At 38.9% G+C, this 15726-nt stretch carries 15 protein-coding genes and 1 tRNA gene; 9 read left to right on the forward strand and 7 right to left on the reverse strand.

Annotated features, from left to right (window positions below):
• Positions 1-246: 246 nt before the first annotated feature.
• Positions 247-1482, reverse strand: a complete 1236-nt coding sequence (locus tag BLR27_RS09880) for an isocitrate dehydrogenase (NADP(+)) (protein ID WP_090704379.1) — start codon at positions 1480-1482, stop codon at positions 247-249.
• Between the two features lie 158 nt (positions 1483-1640).
• Here BLR27_RS09880 and BLR27_RS09885 point away from each other — a divergent pair, with 158 nt between their 5' ends.
• Positions 1641-2057, forward strand: coding sequence for a hypothetical protein (locus tag BLR27_RS09885; RefSeq protein ID WP_090704381.1), 417 nt, complete (start codon positions 1641-1643; stop codon positions 2055-2057).
• Between the two features lie 20 nt (positions 2058-2077).
• Here the strand turns inward: BLR27_RS09885 and BLR27_RS09890 are convergent, their stop codons facing one another.
• On the reverse strand, positions 2078-3898 hold the full coding sequence (locus BLR27_RS09890; RefSeq protein ID WP_090704383.1) for a DNA polymerase III subunit gamma/tau: 1821 nt from the start codon (positions 3896-3898) through the stop codon (positions 2078-2080).
• 502 nt (positions 3899-4400) lie between these two features.
• Between BLR27_RS09890 and rpsF the strand changes: the two genes are divergently transcribed.
• From rpsF to mtgA, 4 genes are all read left to right on the forward strand, one after another.
• Positions 4401-4769: a 30S ribosomal protein S6 gene (gene rpsF / locus BLR27_RS09900; RefSeq protein WP_090704386.1), complete on the forward strand. Its 369-nt coding sequence runs from the start codon at positions 4401-4403 to the stop codon at positions 4767-4769.
• Positions 4769-5032, forward strand: a complete 264-nt coding sequence (gene rpsR, locus BLR27_RS09905; protein ID WP_090704388.1) for a 30S ribosomal protein S18 — start codon at positions 4769-4771, stop codon at positions 5030-5032. Before rpsF ends, rpsR begins: the two co-directional genes overlap by 1 nt.
• A 16-nt stretch (positions 5033-5048) precedes the next feature.
• On the forward strand, positions 5049-5492 hold the full coding sequence (gene rplI / locus BLR27_RS09910) for a 50S ribosomal protein L9 (RefSeq protein WP_090704390.1): 444 nt from the start codon (positions 5049-5051) through the stop codon (positions 5490-5492).
• 109 nt (positions 5493-5601) lie between these two features.
• On the forward strand, positions 5602-6291 hold the full coding sequence (gene mtgA / locus BLR27_RS09915) for a monofunctional biosynthetic peptidoglycan transglycosylase (protein WP_407641183.1): 690 nt from the start codon (positions 5602-5604) through the stop codon (positions 6289-6291).
• Between the two features lie 34 nt (positions 6292-6325).
• On the opposite strand, the gene BLR27_RS09920 is transcribed toward mtgA, so the two are convergent.
• Positions 6326-6799, reverse strand: a complete 474-nt coding sequence (locus tag BLR27_RS09920; protein ID WP_090704394.1) for an ABC transporter ATPase — start codon at positions 6797-6799, stop codon at positions 6326-6328.
• Between the two features lie 331 nt (positions 6800-7130).
• Here BLR27_RS09920 and BLR27_RS09925 point away from each other — a divergent pair, with 331 nt between their 5' ends.
• Both BLR27_RS09925 and BLR27_RS09930 read left to right on the forward strand, forming a co-directional pair.
• Complete coding sequence (locus BLR27_RS09925) at positions 7131-7886, forward strand: DUF3575 domain-containing protein (protein WP_090704396.1); 756 nt, start codon at positions 7131-7133, stop codon at positions 7884-7886.
• A 74-nt stretch (positions 7887-7960) separates the two neighbouring features.
• On the forward strand, positions 7961-8458 hold the full coding sequence (locus BLR27_RS09930; protein WP_090704398.1) for a hypothetical protein: 498 nt from the start codon (positions 7961-7963) through the stop codon (positions 8456-8458).
• A 990-nt stretch (positions 8459-9448) separates the two neighbouring features.
• On the opposite strand, the gene BLR27_RS09935 is transcribed toward BLR27_RS09930, so the two are convergent.
• The 3 genes from BLR27_RS09935 to BLR27_RS09945 all read right to left on the reverse strand — a co-directional run bounded on the left by BLR27_RS09935 (position 9449) and on the right by BLR27_RS09945 (position 12388).
• Positions 9449-10243 carry a (Fe-S)-binding protein gene (locus BLR27_RS09935; RefSeq protein WP_090704400.1) on the reverse strand — a complete coding sequence of 265 codons (795 nt, stop codon included), beginning with the start codon at positions 10241-10243 and terminating at the stop codon, positions 9449-9451.
• Positions 10244-10381: 138 nt separating this feature from the next.
• Positions 10382-11680: a (Fe-S)-binding protein gene (locus BLR27_RS09940; RefSeq protein ID WP_090704402.1), complete on the reverse strand. Its 1299-nt coding sequence runs from the start codon at positions 11678-11680 to the stop codon at positions 10382-10384.
• Between the two features lie 282 nt (positions 11681-11962).
• Positions 11963-12388: a hypothetical protein gene (locus BLR27_RS09945; RefSeq protein ID WP_090704403.1), complete on the reverse strand. Its 426-nt coding sequence runs from the start codon at positions 12386-12388 to the stop codon at positions 11963-11965.
• A 435-nt stretch (positions 12389-12823) separates the two neighbouring features.
• On the opposite strand from BLR27_RS09945, the gene BLR27_RS09950 reads away from it, so the two are divergent.
• Together BLR27_RS09950 and BLR27_RS09955 are read left to right on the forward strand one after the other, a co-directional pair.
• A tRNA-Phe gene (locus tag BLR27_RS09950) sits at positions 12824-12896 on the forward strand.
• 499 nt (positions 12897-13395) lie between these two features.
• The gene (locus BLR27_RS09955; RefSeq protein ID WP_090704405.1) at positions 13396-14517 is read left to right on the forward strand and encodes a Fic family protein; all 1122 of its coding nucleotides are present in this window, start codon (positions 13396-13398) and stop codon (positions 14515-14517) included.
• A gap of 527 nt (positions 14518-15044) precedes the next feature.
• On the opposite strand, the gene BLR27_RS09965 is transcribed toward BLR27_RS09955, so the two are convergent.
• On the reverse strand, positions 15045-15545 hold the full coding sequence (locus tag BLR27_RS09965; protein WP_090704407.1) for a hypothetical protein: 501 nt from the start codon (positions 15543-15545) through the stop codon (positions 15045-15047).
• Positions 15546-15726 lie beyond the last annotated feature (181 nt).

Genomic DNA, 15726 nt, shown 5'->3' on the forward strand with positions numbered 1-15726 from the left:
GAATCCTTCAGAATAACAACGGGTTTTCTTGATTTGCTGTAAATTTGCTTTCATATAACTTGACTTTTATGGTCAACCTATATCAGGGACGTACAATTATCCTGGTTCTTGACTCTTGGCTCTTGGTTCCATTCTTCAGTTGTCAGTTATCAGGCAGGTGTGAAGTGCAGCTCGATTTAGTAAAAAAAAATAGCCGCCATAATTAAATGGCGGCTATCAATATGATTATAAGATTAAACAGGGAACTTAAGCCAATTTTGCTTGTAAGTTCTGGTCAATTGCATCAAGGAATTCTTCAGTGTACAAGTAATGATCACCATGACTTACTTTGTTTCCGTGAATACAAACAGCAAGATCTTTGGTCATTTTTCCGCTTTCTACAGTCTCGATACAAACCTGCTCTAATGCATGGCAGAAATCAATTAATGCCTGGTTATTATCTAATTTACCGCGGAATTCCAAACCTCTGGTCCATGCAAAGATCGATGCGATCGGGTTGGTTGAAGTTGGTTTTCCTGCCTGGTGATCACGATAGTGACGGGTTACAGTACCGTGAGCTGCTTCAGCTTCCATAGTACCGCCATCCGGTGTGATCAAAACAGAGGTCATTAATCCTAAAGATCCGAAACCTTGTGCAACAGTATCAGATTGAACATCACCATCATAGTTTTTACAAGCCCAAACGAAATTACCATTCCATTTTAATGCAGAAGCAACCATGTCGTCGATCAAACGGTGCTCATAAGTAATTCCTGCTTCAACAAATTTGCCTTTGAATTCACTTTGGTAAACTTCTTCGAAAATATCTTTGAAGCGGCCATCGTATTTTTTCAGGATCGTATTTTTTGTAGAAAGATATAATGGCCAGCCTTTTGATAAGGCCTGATTGAAACATGCACGTGCAAAACCGAAGATACTTTCATCTGTATTATACATTGCAAGGGCTACACCATCACCTTTGAAATTGTAAACTTCGAACGACTGAACATCTCCACCATCTTCAGGACTGAATGTAATAGTTAATTTTCCTTTTCCTTTTGTAACAAAATCGGTTGCACGATACTGATCGCCAAAAGCATGACGACCGATACAGATCGGAGCAGTCCAGTTTGGAACTAAACGGGGAACGTTGCTCATTACAATAGGCTCACGGAAAACAGTTCCATCAAGAATGTTCCTGATCGTTCCATTTGGTGATTTCCACATTTGTTTTAGTTTGAACTCTTCAACCCGAGCTTCATCAGGTGTGATCGTAGCACATTTGATACCAACACCATATTGTTTGATTGCATTCGCTGCATCAATGGTAACCTGGTCATTAGTCTCATCCCGGTATTCCATTCCAAGATCGTAATATTTAATATCCAGCTCAAGATATGGAGTGATAAGTTTATCCTTAATAAACTTCCAGATAATTCTGGTCATTTCATCACCGTCTAATTCAACTACCGGATTTGCAACTTTAATTTTTTGTACTGACATATACTTAATAATGAGGTTTTTGGAATTTCTCCAAAGATAGGAATTTTGAATACACCTGAAAATCTGAAAGACAGGAAATTTCAGTTAATTTATAAATGGTCAAATAAAACCAATTGAATGCTCAGTTGTTTGATATTGTAAGCCTTTAGCATATAATAATGGAAGCAAAACGTAAAAAGACCAAGGGGATAAAGCCCGACAGAACCGATCGGGATGAATCATTAAAGGAAGATCTGAACATGGAGATCAATATCGATGACCTTTCCTTTGATCTGGAGAAGAATAGTTATGAAATGGATGTGATCGGTGATGATCCTGAATATGTTCATCATGATCCTTATGATACTGCGGTTGAAAATGGGAGGGATGCTTTCTCTGATTTTGATGAAGCAAATCCGACAGCAGTAAATGAATATGATAAAAATGCGAGCCTGGAAACAGATCTGGATGTTCTCGGAATGCATGTAGAAATTGAAGAGGATATTATTGCTGAGGAGGATAGCTTCTCAGATACACCAGAAGATAACCGTGATGATCTCGATCTGGAAGGTTATCCTAAGAATGATAGAAAATAATTTAGTTTCTATCTGTGCGATCAATAATCCAGATCCAGATTAAATCTGCGTTTAAACTCCTCCAGGTTTGGATTCTTTTCCAGCATATGCTGATATTTTTCAGATGAAGTGTACAGGCGTCTCTTTTGAGTCTGCTCCATTTGTCTGGTTTTAAGGTCAACGCTGAAGTTTTTTAGCTCTACACGCAGATAATTCAGAAGATCAACTTTCTCAGAACTGAGCAGATCTTCTTGTATCTTGTTTTCGATCACCAATTCAATCAGGAAATTGTCAAGCAGGACAGGAGGATTGGCTGTCATGATGGTGAAGATATTTATTTTGCCTTCTTTTTTGATCTTTTCTGCGTAAGCATTCCAAAATTTAAGCATGGTATCAGAATTAAATTCTGCCTTGCTTTCACCACTCAGATATTCAGCCTGAATTTCCTCTTTTTTTGAATAGTTTGCTTCCAGATCATTCAGATTGGGAATCAATGAACTGTTGGTACCTACTGAAAATTTGGGTATAATGATCTTTGCTGCCGGTTCTTCAACCATGGCCTTTGGGATTGGAGGAGCTATTGGTTCTTCAAGAGGTTTTTCCTGTACTATAGGTTCCGGAGCAGGTAAAACTATTGCCTGAATGGGGGCTATTATCTCCTGAACAGGCAAAACAGGCTCAGAAACAACAGGTTCCTCTACTGGTTTAAGTTTTTTTTTTAGTTGACCGTCCTGTATGGCCGGAATTCCTGCTGCGGAAAGATTGATGGCAGCGGGGATATGGCATAGCTTTATGAGTGTTAGCTCGACCTGAAGCCGCTGATTTTTGCTGGTTTTATAATTAAGATCGCATTGATTACTGATGTTCAATGCTGAAATTAAAAAGGAGAGTGGGGCAGACTGCGACTGAATATTATATTTCTGACGTATTCCTTCACTCACTTCGAGTAATTTTAAGGTAGATGCATCTTTGCAGACCAGCAGATTTCTGAAATGTGATGCAAGTCCGGTTATAAAGTGGTTTCCATCAAATCCATTGCTCAATATCTCATCAAAAACAAGGAGTGCATTGGCTACATCTTCAGAAAGGATCGAGTCTGTGAGTTTAAAATAGTAATCATAATCCAGAATATTCAGATTATCAATAACTGATTTGTAATTGACATTCTTGCTTGAAAAACTTACGATCTGATCGAACATGGATAAGGCATCACGGAGACCACCATCGGCTTTTTGGGCTATCAGATGTAATCCGTCCTCATCGTATGCTATTTCTTCTTTATTGGCGATCTCTGCCAAATGTTTGGCAATATCTTCAACCCGGATTCGGTTGAAATCGAAGATCTGACATCTTGATAAAATAGTTGGCAGTATCTTATGTTTTTCTGTTGTGGCCAGAATGAAGATCGCATAATTAGGTGGTTCCTCCAATGTTTTCAAAAAGGCATTGAATGCTGCCTGTGAAAGCATATGGACCTCATCAATTATATAGATCTTGTATCTTCCTGCCTGAGGTGGGATCCGAACCTGTTCAATCAGGCTCCTGATATCTTCAACTGAATTGTTTGAAGCTGCATCCAGTTCATGGATGTTAAATGAATTGCCATTTTGAAATGAAATACAAGAATGGCAAACTCCGCAAGCTTCGGCATCAGGGCTTAAATTCTCGCAGTTAATTGTTTTAGCAAGAATCCGCGCACAGGTAGTTTTTCCAACTCCGCGTGGTCCGCAGAAAAGAAATGCCTGAGCCAGCTGATTATTTTTGATAGCGTTTTTTAAGGTGCCAGTTATATGTAGCTGACCTACAACAGTTTGGAATGTTGCTGGTCTGTACTTTCGTGCTGATACTATGAAATTATCCATCGGCTACTAAATTAGAAAGAGGAATGGGTTAAACCAAACTTAGTGTAAGATTTTTTAAAGAGGAGTCAGGCTGTTTAAAAATAAGTCCCTGGGATAGACTTCTGGTAAAATGGATGGATTTTTTTTATAAACATTTTCAGAGTTAAGTTGTTTAATAGCAAAATACCTAATTCTGGGTATAGAAGAAAAAGCAATAAAGCCTGACTTTTGTAAGGGAGAAAGATATATGAAGACTATTACAGAATTTTTTAAATTTACCATTGGTTTTATAGTTTATGTAGTTAAACGCAATACTTAAGAGGCGTTTGAATTACTGATTCCTTACGATTGAAGAAGCATTCTGCTTTAAATATTCCTGTACATTTCCGGATTCTTTTTGATAAGTCAAATCATTCTTATTAAAGCATTTGATAAATAGAAAATTATATCTATTTTTGCGTCCCGCTTTGAACCCTGTTTTAAGGGATTTGCGGATAAATAAATTAAAAAACAAAAAGCAACAATGCAACAGTACGAAACAGTGATCATTCTGACCCCGTTGTTATCTGAAGAAGCTGCGAAAGAGGTATTAACCAAATTCAACAAGCTTATGACTGATAACGGAGCCGAAATTGTCCATGAAGACAATTGGGGTTTGAAAAAACTAGCGTATCCGATTCAAAAGAAGACAACAGGATACTATCACCTAACTACATTCAAAGCTCCGGGTGAGTTTATTAACAAACTTGAAGTTGAATACAAGCGCGACGAACGCATTATGCGTTTTCTGACTGTATCATTGGATAAGCATGCGCTTGCATTCAGTGAGAAGAAACGTAGCGGAGCCTTCAACAAAAACAAGGAAACTAAAGCTGAGGAGGTAGCAAAATAATGGCAAAAGATCAAATCCAATACGTAACTGCTCCGAAAGTAGACGAGAGCCGCAAAAAGTATTGCCGTTTCAAAAAGAACGGTATCAAATACATCGATTACAAAGACGCTAACTTTTTATTAAAGTTCATTAACGATCAGGGTAAAGTTTTACCACGTCGTTTAACAGGAACTTCATTAAAGTTTCAGCGTAAAGTGGCTCAGGCTGTTAAGCGTGCCCGCCATATCGGTTTATTACCTTATGTTACTGATTCATTAAAATAAGAGGGAGATAAGCGAAATGGAACTAATTTTAAAACAAGACATCAAGAATCTCGGCGAGAAAGATGATGTTGTGAATGTAAGACCAGGTTTTGGACGTAATTACCTTATTCCTAAGGGTTACGCTACTCTGGCTACTGAATCTGCAAAGAAAGTATTAGCTGAAAATTTAAAACAAGCTGCTTTTAAGCAAGATAAGATCAAGAAGGACGCTGATGCGATTGCTGCCAGACTGGAAGGTGTTAAACTTTCTATAGGTGCTAAAGCTGGTGAAACCGGTAAGATCTTTGGATCAGTTAACACAATTCAAATAGCAGATGCATTGAAGAAAGAAGGCTTTGACGTTGATCGTCGCCGTATTACTTTTGATGTTGAACCTAAATTTGTGGGTGAATACACTGCAAACCTTAATCTTCACAAAGAAGTGAAGGTTAAAGTTCCTTTCGAGGTAGTAGCAGAATAATTTCCAATCTCCGGATTTTCACCGGAGATATTCAGGAAAAAATTATATTTTTATTGCCTTCTGAATTATTCAGAAGGCATTTTTTTTGTAACAAATTATCCGGCACATAATTTATATTGAATTGAGAAAGTTTGGCAGATTGATCGGCAAATTACTGACCTGGTTTTTTGCGGTGACATTTTTTTGGGTGCTGTTATTTAGATTTATCAATCCTCCAATAACTTATTTAATGATTCAGCGGGGCTTTGAACGCAAAGTCGATGGAAAGGAATGGAAAATTGAAAAGTCCTGGTTAGACATGGATGAACTTTCTTCTAATCTGAAAAAGGCCGCTATTGCTGGTGAAGATGTTAACTTTTTGAAGCATTGGGGCTTTGATTTTAAGGCAATGGAGACTGCTTTTGAGAAAAACCAGAAGGGTAAAAAGGTTCGTGGTGGAAGTACCATTAGTCAGCAGACAGCGAAGAACGTATTTTTATGGCCTGGAAGGTCATATATCAGAAAGGCATTTGAAGCCTATTTCACCATACTTATTGAATTACTTTGGGGTAAAGAACGTATTCTGGAAGTTTATTTAAATGTGATAGAGATGGGTGATGGGATCTATGGTGCTGAAGCAGCTTCTCAGAGATATTTTGGAAAATCAGCTCAGAGCATGAGCAAATCGCAGGCTGCATTGTTGGTTGCTGTTTTACCCAATCCCTTACGCTGGAATCCAACAAGGCCAACCCGTTTCATTTATTACAAACAGGGGCTGATTCTCAGGAATATGAGAAGACTTGGTGAATTACCTTTCTAAGTATCCCTGTTGATTCTTTGTAAGATGCTTAGCTTTAAATACTGAATACCTGTGCATGCCAGCTATCCTTTAAAGGAATCTCCCAGAAAGTCTGCAATTCATTACGATTATTGATGAGGTTATTAAAAACGAGTGTATTTTCATTTACACGACCGCTTTTAATCATGTCCTCGAATTCTTCCCTGCTACAGTTTATTACTTCCTCATTCTGTCTATAGGCAATTCTAAACCTGTCGAAAAGGTTAAGGTTAAATTTCTGTTCTATTTCCTTCATCAGATTCACAGATTTATCAATGCTGCATCCGGTTGCACCTGCTACCTGTTCATCGACTGAAAGTATGATGAATTGATGGTGAAGAACTTCGCCTATTGCAGCCAATGCATGACCATGTGCCAGCCACTCTGCTGTGAAATTATTAAGCATTTGAAGGATAGTTATTTCTTCCTCCTGAGTTAAGATCCGGTTGGCCTGGTATATCCAAACCCTTGAATTTTCAGAAATATTCATATGCAAAAATACAGAATTTTGAGGAGGAATTATTTTTCATGTTTCTGTTTAACTGAAGTTTCCATGCCAAAGGTTCTAACATTCAATGCTTGTAAAAATACCTGAATGTGGGTATTTAGCTTTATTTCGGGATTTGTATATTTGATAATCAGAAATTTTTTTAACCAGACATTTAATGCTCTCCGGAATATATACATTGATAGTTGTATGTACGAGCTGATTTTTGATAATTTATTTTCAAACTCGTTGAATTTTATAAATAAATAATAATTTTTTTCATTTTAAATTAACCTAATTACCTTCGATTAATCAAAAAATAAAACTCAATAATATGAAAAACCACTACTTACTTTTCATTTTGCTACTGATCGCAGGTATGGTCAACGCACAGGATAGAGATAGCCTTAGCACAGAAAATTCTGTAGCTAATCCAGGTAATAGTATGATCAAGATCAATCTTTTGGCTCTTCCTCTTAAAAATTATTCACTTAGTCTGGAACATAAGTTAGGCCGTAAGATAACTGCTGGACTAGGTTTCAGGTTTATGCCAAGCGGGGGACTACCCTTAATGTCGACCATTAAGGACCTGATTGATGATCCTGCAACTGATAAACAACTTGATCAGTTCGAAACCAGTAACACTGCCATTACTCCCGAAATCAGGTTTTATATGGGAAAACAGGCAATGCGTGGGTTTTATCTGGCCCCTTTTGCCCGTTACAGTACGTATAAAGGAAGTCTTCCTTTTGAGTTTGATGTGAATGGTACAACACAGACTATGCCTTTGAGTGGCAAGTTAAATACGCTTACAGGTGGTTTACTTATTGGTGCACAATGGAAACTTGGTGGAAGAGTTTATCTTGATTGGTGGATGCTCGGACCTCAATATGGCTCTGCTGACGGAAAACTTGATGGTAAAAGGTCATTGTCTGCTGATGAACAAAGGGAACTTAGAGCGGAATTGCAGGATCTTGAAATTCCTTTCGCCGAAACTACAACAACCGTGGATGCCAATGGTGCCCGTTTAGATATAAAAGGCCCCTGGGCAGGTGTTAGAGCAGGCTTGAATCTGGGAATAAGGTTTTAATCCTGCTTTTAGCAATTTCATTTAATTTCCGGTATTTGTTTTTACATTAGGGCTTTAATAAATTTAAAGCCCTAATGTATTTTAAGCATATGAGGTATACCGGAGTGCTGCCAATCAGCAGCATACTGATTTGTCTTTCAATAATTTTCTTAAGTGCCTCAGGCCGGCAGTATGATTCTATACATCAGTTTGCGGAAAGAGTCCTGGTCAGGCTTAATAAAATGCATCATCCTGAATCTGAATTGTTAAAGATCAGGAAGTGTGAGCTGTTATTGAGTGATGAAGGATTTCTGAGGTACCGCAAGACCTATATAAGCGGAAAGCAGGAATATTATTCTCTTAACATTACCCGGGTCAGCAGCATTGATTACATCGGAGATACTGGTTCCGGAAACCTGCTTTTAAAGACCATGGAGGATGATGTGATCGTACAGACCTTTAACGACCGTGATGGCAATGTTGATTCTATGGCAACCCATTTTCGTTTAGATCTGCATACCGTTGAACCTGAAGATCTTGTGGCTTTGCAGGATGATATCCTTGGAATGAAACTTTTACTGAAGAAAAATTAAATCAGCATCCTTTTCAGAAAAACGAATATTCATAATTTATCAGTAAACCTTAGCGTCTTGGCGAGCCATCCTGTCGATACGTTTTCCTGTGGTCGTTATTCCCACCGTACCACAAGCTAACTTGCCTTAAAAAAATAAACCAACCATAAAACAAATGTCATTCCGAATCCTGCCCTTCAGCAGGTAAGGAAACTTAGTGAGTAAGGCACAAATTTGGCTCTATGGATAGGTGAAGAAAGAATCTCGCTAAGACGCAAAGACGCGATTGCAGGTTATAAAACGAATGATCATAAATAATCAGTAAACCTTTGCGTCTTAGCGTCTTGGCGAGCCATCCTCTCGATACGTTTTCCTGTGGTCGTTATTCCCACCGTACCACAAGCTAATGTGCCTGAAAAAGATAAAAATCCATCTAAAACGAATGTCATTCCGAATCCTGCCCTTCAGCAGGTGAGGAAACTTTGTGATTAAGGCACAAAATTGGCTCTATGGATAGGTGAAGAAAGAATCTCGCTAAGACGCAAAGACGCGATTGCAGGTTATAAAACGAATGATCATAAATAATCAGTAAACCTTTGCGTCTTAGCGTCTTGGCGAGCAACCCTGTCGATAAGTTTTCCTGTGGTCTTTGTTCCCCCCGTAGCACAAGCTAACGTGCCTTAAAAAAATAAACCAATCATAAAACAAATGTCATTCCGAATCCTGCCCTTAAGCAGGTGAGGAAACTTAGAGAGAAAGGAGAGCCAAGAACCAAGAGTCAAGATGATGAATTGGTAGTTTGAAATTACCGGTATTTTTTCAGATCAGAATAAAATACCCTGTTCTGGGTATTCCATTATTAGTATTACTGATTTAAATTTGATCTGAATGATGAATATTGGTCCATTGACCAATCAAAACATTTATTGAGAAAAGAATAATACATGGTTAACCTTTAATTAAGGCAGTCCGGAAATCTAATTTTCGAATTGCCTTTTTTTATTGACCATTCTAGAGTCCATTTGCTCTCACCGTGATCTCAGCAATATCCAGAACCTTCACTTCTTCCTCTTTATTGAAGTTTTTAACCCCATCGCTTAACATGGTCATGCAAAAAGGACAGGAAGATGCCACGATATTTGGCTGAAGCGCTAAAGCTTCATCTATTCGCTCAATATTGATGTCTTTTGTCCCTTTTTCAGGCTCTTTAAACATCTGCGCTCCACCTGCACCACAACATAGCCCATTCGACTTACAGCGTTTCATTTCAACCAGCTCTGCATCCAGAATTTCCAGCGCCTTACGTGGAGCTTCATATACACCATTGGCACGTCCCAGATAGCATGGATCATGGAAAGTGATCTTCTTTCCTTTAAATGATTCACCACCTTCGGCCTTCAGTTTTCCTTCATCAATAAGCTGCTGAATTAACTGGGAGTGATGGATTACTTCATAATTACCACCAAGTCCGGGGTATTCATTTTTTATGGTGTTAAAACAATGAGGACAGCCGGTTACGATCTTTTTTATCTCATAGCCATCCAAAACCTGAATATTGGTCATGGCCTGCATCTGGAAAAGGAATTCGTTGCCTGCACGTTTTGCAGGATCACCGGTACAACTTTCTTCTGTACCAAGGATCGCGTAATTAATGCCGACATGATGCAGGATCTTACAGATGTCACGGGTGATCTTTTGGGCACGTTCATCAAAACTGCCCGCACATCCAACCCAGAATAAGATATCTGGTGTTTCACCTTTTGCAGCCATTTCGGCCATTGTTGGGATGTTGATTGATGTATCCATTTCTGTTGTCTGTTATCGGTTGTCTGAGGTCTGAAGTCTGAGGTATGAGGTATGAGGTATGAATTAGGTTGCCTGTTATTGGTTATCTGTTGGCTGATAACCCGATAGCTATCGGGTGACAACAGACAACTGATAACATTAAATTTTCGCCCAATTAGCCCTATTTGCCGGAGAGTACTTCCATGGCGCTCCGTTATTTTCAATATTTCCGAACATATTATTCAGGCTGCCGGGTGCCTGTGCTTCTTCCATGACGGAATATCTTCTTAATTCGACAATGATAGCAAGAGGATCAATATTCACGGGACAAGCATCTGTGCAAGCATTACAGGTGGTACAGGCCCAGATCTCTTCCCTGCTGATATAACTGTCCAGTAAAGATTTACCGTCCTGATGATCTTTGCCATGCTTATCTATGTTATTTCCCACTTCTACCATGCGGTCGCGGGTATCCATCATGATCTTGCGGGGAGAGAGTAGCTTGCCTGTCATGTTCGCCGGACAAACAGAGGTACACCTTCCGCATTCCGTACAGGTATAGGCATCCATTAGGTTTTTCCAGGTCAGATCGGAGACATCCTTTGCACCGAATCGTCCTCCTTCCGGTACAGGCTCCGGGATATATGCCGGATCAAGCATGGCTTTAACCTCATTGCTTACCGAAGCCATGTTCGAAAATTCACCCTTAGGCTCCAGGTTCGAATAATAGGTATTGGGGAAAGCCATAATAATATGGAAATGCTTGGAATAGGGGAGGTAGTTTAAAAAAGCGAAGATCCCGACAATGTGGAACCACCAGCAGAATCGTTCAATGGCAATGAGTGCTGATTCTGAATCGGGCAGGATTGGCAAAAGAAAACTGCTCACCGGGAATGAACCGGCAAGGATATAATGTGATGAACCTAATTGCTGTAATTTTTGATCTGCCGCATTCATAAACAGAAATGCAGTCATCAGAAATACTTCAATGATCAGAATGATATTTGCATCAGATCTTGGCCATTTGGTCATCTCCGTGCCAGTAAAGCGTTTCAGTTTAATGATATTTCTCCGGGCATAAAATGCAACAACTCCGAAAAGCACTAAAGCGGCCAGAACCTCGAACGAAGCGATCAACACATTATATAAGCCACCAAGAGGAGCCGCGAAGATGCGGTGAGTGCCGAATAAACCATCGATAATGATCTCCAGTACTTCCAGATTAATGACTACAAATCCGACATAGACAAAGAGATGCAGGATAGCAGCAACCGGACGCTTAACCATTTTTGATTGGCCAAAGGCTACTTTGAGCATTGTGACAAGACGTTCTGTCGGTCTGTCGGAACGATCTGTATCCTTTCCGAGATTGATATTCCGGATGATCTTACGAACATTCAGGCTAAACAGGGCTATTGCAGCAGCGGTAATGATCAGGAAAATGACTTGTAGAACCATATTGGTATAGGTTTATTCAGCTAAAATAGGAATTATACCGGAAATGCAATTACTATGCATGCATAATATTAAATTAGAAACAATTTAATTAGGGTACTCAGACCTTGAGTGGTGTTTTTAATACGAAATAAAATTCCTGAGTTGAAAATTCCTGAATAGGTTCGTTCAGTGGATCTTAAGGGGTTAGGGGCGATTTCCTTTCAGGTTATACGAAAATTGAAGCGGATTCAATCCAACTGATGCATCTGAAACTCTTATAGGCTATACTTCGTTTTTAAGCTTTTAATTTTTTCTTTCATATTCCAGTCCGGGACCATCACACATCGACCAGGTTCCAACAAGTTTATTATCTGATTTTAATGATAGATTTTCAGTTTGATGTGCATAGCAGTTCCCAATAATTTCGTTATTGGTATCATGAGTTAATTCAAGCAGTTTCCCATCTGCAGTAGCAATAAATTTAAAATTCCCTGATGCATCATAATTAATTCCGCCTCGTTCTCTATGCTTAATAAATGTTCCGTCAGCTTTCAATAAATAATATTCCTGCCATTCCATGTTTTCTCCGGTTCTCTCTGAATTTGGAATTTGGCCGGTCATTTTTACCAAAGTCCATTTTTGGGGATATTTATTTATATCGAAATTATTATCCTTTGAGCAGGAAAATAGTGCACATAGTATGAATAATACTAAAAATGATTTCTTCATATTTCTTTTTTAACAGCTAACAATATTAAACATAATAGATTGCTATAAATTCCCTATTATGGGTTATCTTAACGATCAGTGTATGATTTCAGTTACATAAGTTCTGATATTCCCACATATCTTTTCAATTGCCAGAAGGCCAGGATCGAGGCCAAAGGGGCTTCAATAGATTTAGCAGTCAGCTGCAGAGAAGCAAGTTGAATGAGATGAACAGAATTCCGGTAGATGTGCTAATCTGGCCGATAGTATTGAAAGTGTAGTATAAAGCAGATTTCTCCTAATCTCTAGCATTCAGGTAATTAGCCCATATTTTTTGATGTTCAGATTGTTTCTCCCTGATTGGGAAAGCAATTATTGCTGAAATTTTTCAAATAATATTTTCATAAACGAAAAAAGACACTACATTTGCAGTCCCGAACAAAACGGGTATGGTCCGGTACCATAGCTCAGTCGGTAGAGCAAAGGACTGAAAATCCTTGTGTCGCTGGTTCGATTCCAGCTGGTACCACACTCAGAGGCTCCTTAATTGGGGCCTTTGTTGTTTAATTCCAGCTCGTAAAGCCACTTTTGCTAGTAAGTGTCTTAAGAAGTGGCTAACACACTCCTTGACACAAGCCGCTAAGTCACCTCCGGATTCTGTCGCTAAACCACACTTTTTGTCTCCCGTAATGGCGACAGATTAATAGAATAAAGCTACAAACCTAATATATCGATTTATAAATGAACGAAATTAATTTTAAGTTGCAGATGATTTGTGTAATGTAAATTAGTCTGAAGGCTAAAGCTAGAGACTCTATTCTTAACTCTCCAGTGGAATTTCTGATTAAATTCATAATTGATTTAAGCATTCATTGATGGTGATCACCTGGTTTAATACCAATAGTATTTATTCGCATTAAAAATATTAATTTTTAATGCGAATGCTATTTCGGAGATATGCTTTAATGTCATAATTTCCTATTGACATTAAAAATTTAATTTTTTAATGCTTAATATTATATTTGTATATGGCATACCCAATCAATCCCGACAGGAACCTGCCCTGGAACGGACTTCCGGACTTACCTATCGATAAGGAGCTTTATCAGGATCTCGATATCTATGAACAATTAGGGAACGCAAAAGCCGCCCTGGCGCGTTTGCATGGCCGAAGTATTGTTATTCCTAATCAAGGACTGCTCATCAATTCGATTAGTTTGCAGGAAGCAAAGGCATCGAGCGCGATTGAGAATATTTTCACCACCGACAACGAACTTTATAAAGCTTTTAGCGAACAAAATATCAGTCAGGCTAACGGACCGGCCAAAGAAGTATTATATTACCGTGAGGCGCTCTGGGACGGCTTTCAGTACTTAGGAGAGAATCAGCGGGTGGATGTCAATTACTTTATCAAAATTTACCGGATTGTCAGCCAGTTTTCTGATGGCATCCGCACACCGATTGCACAGACCGTGATCAAAGAAGGCGGAACCGGCCCAAATGCCGGAAAAACGTTTTATACACCACCGCGTGGAAAAGGCGTTTTAGAGTTCAAAATGGGAAATCTGGTTGATTTTCTAAATGACGACACGAAATATCCGATCGATCCGCTGCTGAAAATGGCTATCGGACACTATCAATTTGAGGCCATACACCCATTCCGTGACGGTAACGGGCGTACTGGCAGAATCTTTAATATCAATTACCTGACTCAAAAAGGTCTTCTAGACTATCCGATTCTATTTTTAAGTAAATTCATTATCGATCATAAAGATGACTATTACTCCGGGCTTGTGGGTATTACGCAGCGGGGAAGCTGGAAAACCTGGTTGATGTATATGTTGAAAGCGGTGGAGGTCACATCGAATATAACCTACGACAAGATCAACGATATTATATCAGCTAAAGATGCTATCCTCTCGGCAGTAGAAGCCGATACAGATATTCAGCGTCCGGATCAGCTGGTCGAAGCCATTTTTACCCAACCGTTCACTAAAGTCAGACATTTGGTAGAAAGCCGGACCTATGCCGAGAATACGGCCCGGCGATACCTGGAGCTGCTGACCGGTATGGGCATATTGGAAAAGCGCGAAGTCGGTAAAGGTTTTTATTACCTGAATCTTGAGTTATATCGAATTCTCTCGGCTTAGCAATTTCATTGGACTGGGAATTCCGGTGATTTATTTGTAGCGAAGCACTAATAACGATCGTGGTCTGGTAAGAGCATTACAAGCTGAGTAGCTTTTCGTTCCTACGGTACTCTTTATATCTGATTCCACTATGGTAAAACAGGATATATGATCGATTATTAAGTTTAGTGGTAGTAATAATTTTTGGTTCGGTGTACATCTGACGCATAAGTGACGCAATAATAGTCAGTAGCTTAAATAATGGGTTAAAACTGCGTTTGTATGGTCTGGTACCATAGCTCAGTCGGTAGAGCAAAGGACTGAAAATCCTTGTGTCGCTGGTTCGTCCCGATAGCTATCGGGACCAGCTGGTACCACCGGAAAGCCTCAGAGAAATCTGAGGCTTTTTTGATTTTCAGGGGTACAAAATTGGGTACACTAAAGCCTTTTCAATACTTTTAAGCACAATCAAATGGCTCAATTTGCCCATTCCTTCAAATATCAACCCTTTGAGAGTGGCTCAGGATGCCCAGATTAGTCCAGATTATTCACTTACACTCAACCGGCTCAAATTGAAATCTGGCAATTTCGAAATTGATAGGTTTATTGGTAACAAAATAAGATTTCCCAACATAGGTTTCAATATCCCCAACCCCGAGTATCAATTTATCACCCTTTTTCAAAAAGGCTAATGGGTTTTTGAAAACAGTCTTATTGATGGTGCCACTGGTGTATGAATAGTCAACAAATAAGGTGTCGCCCCTGAAATTTCCTGCTATCTGCCCCTGATTAAGAATTTTTTCTAAGGTATTTGGCTTCAACTCTCCAAAATTAATAATCAGGTCACCCGTTACTTTACCCTTCTCATCTGTTCTAATCTTCATAGTGGCAGTATCTGTTTCGTATATAGCCGTATAACACTTGTCACCATAATTTTTCTCATTTTCCAGACTGTCAGCTAATTGTTTAGCATTGTCTTTTGTCCCCTGATTACAACTTACAAGCATCAAGGAACCAATAAAAGCGAAGAAATAGAATGTTTTTTTCATACTAAGTAAATTAAATTAGTGAATTCTAATAGCAAACATTAAAAATGAAGCCTAAATATTCTATAAGTATTGTATTATAGATACATATTTAAAAATATAACAATTCATTTCAGTTCTCAAAATACCGATATCCGCTGTTGATATTAACAGCAGCAAGAGGAAATAGTTCTAAATTCATTCT

It is taken from the genome of Daejeonella rubra (assembly GCF_900103545.1).
GTDB lineage: Bacteria > Bacteroidota > Bacteroidia > Sphingobacteriales > Sphingobacteriaceae > Daejeonella > Daejeonella rubra.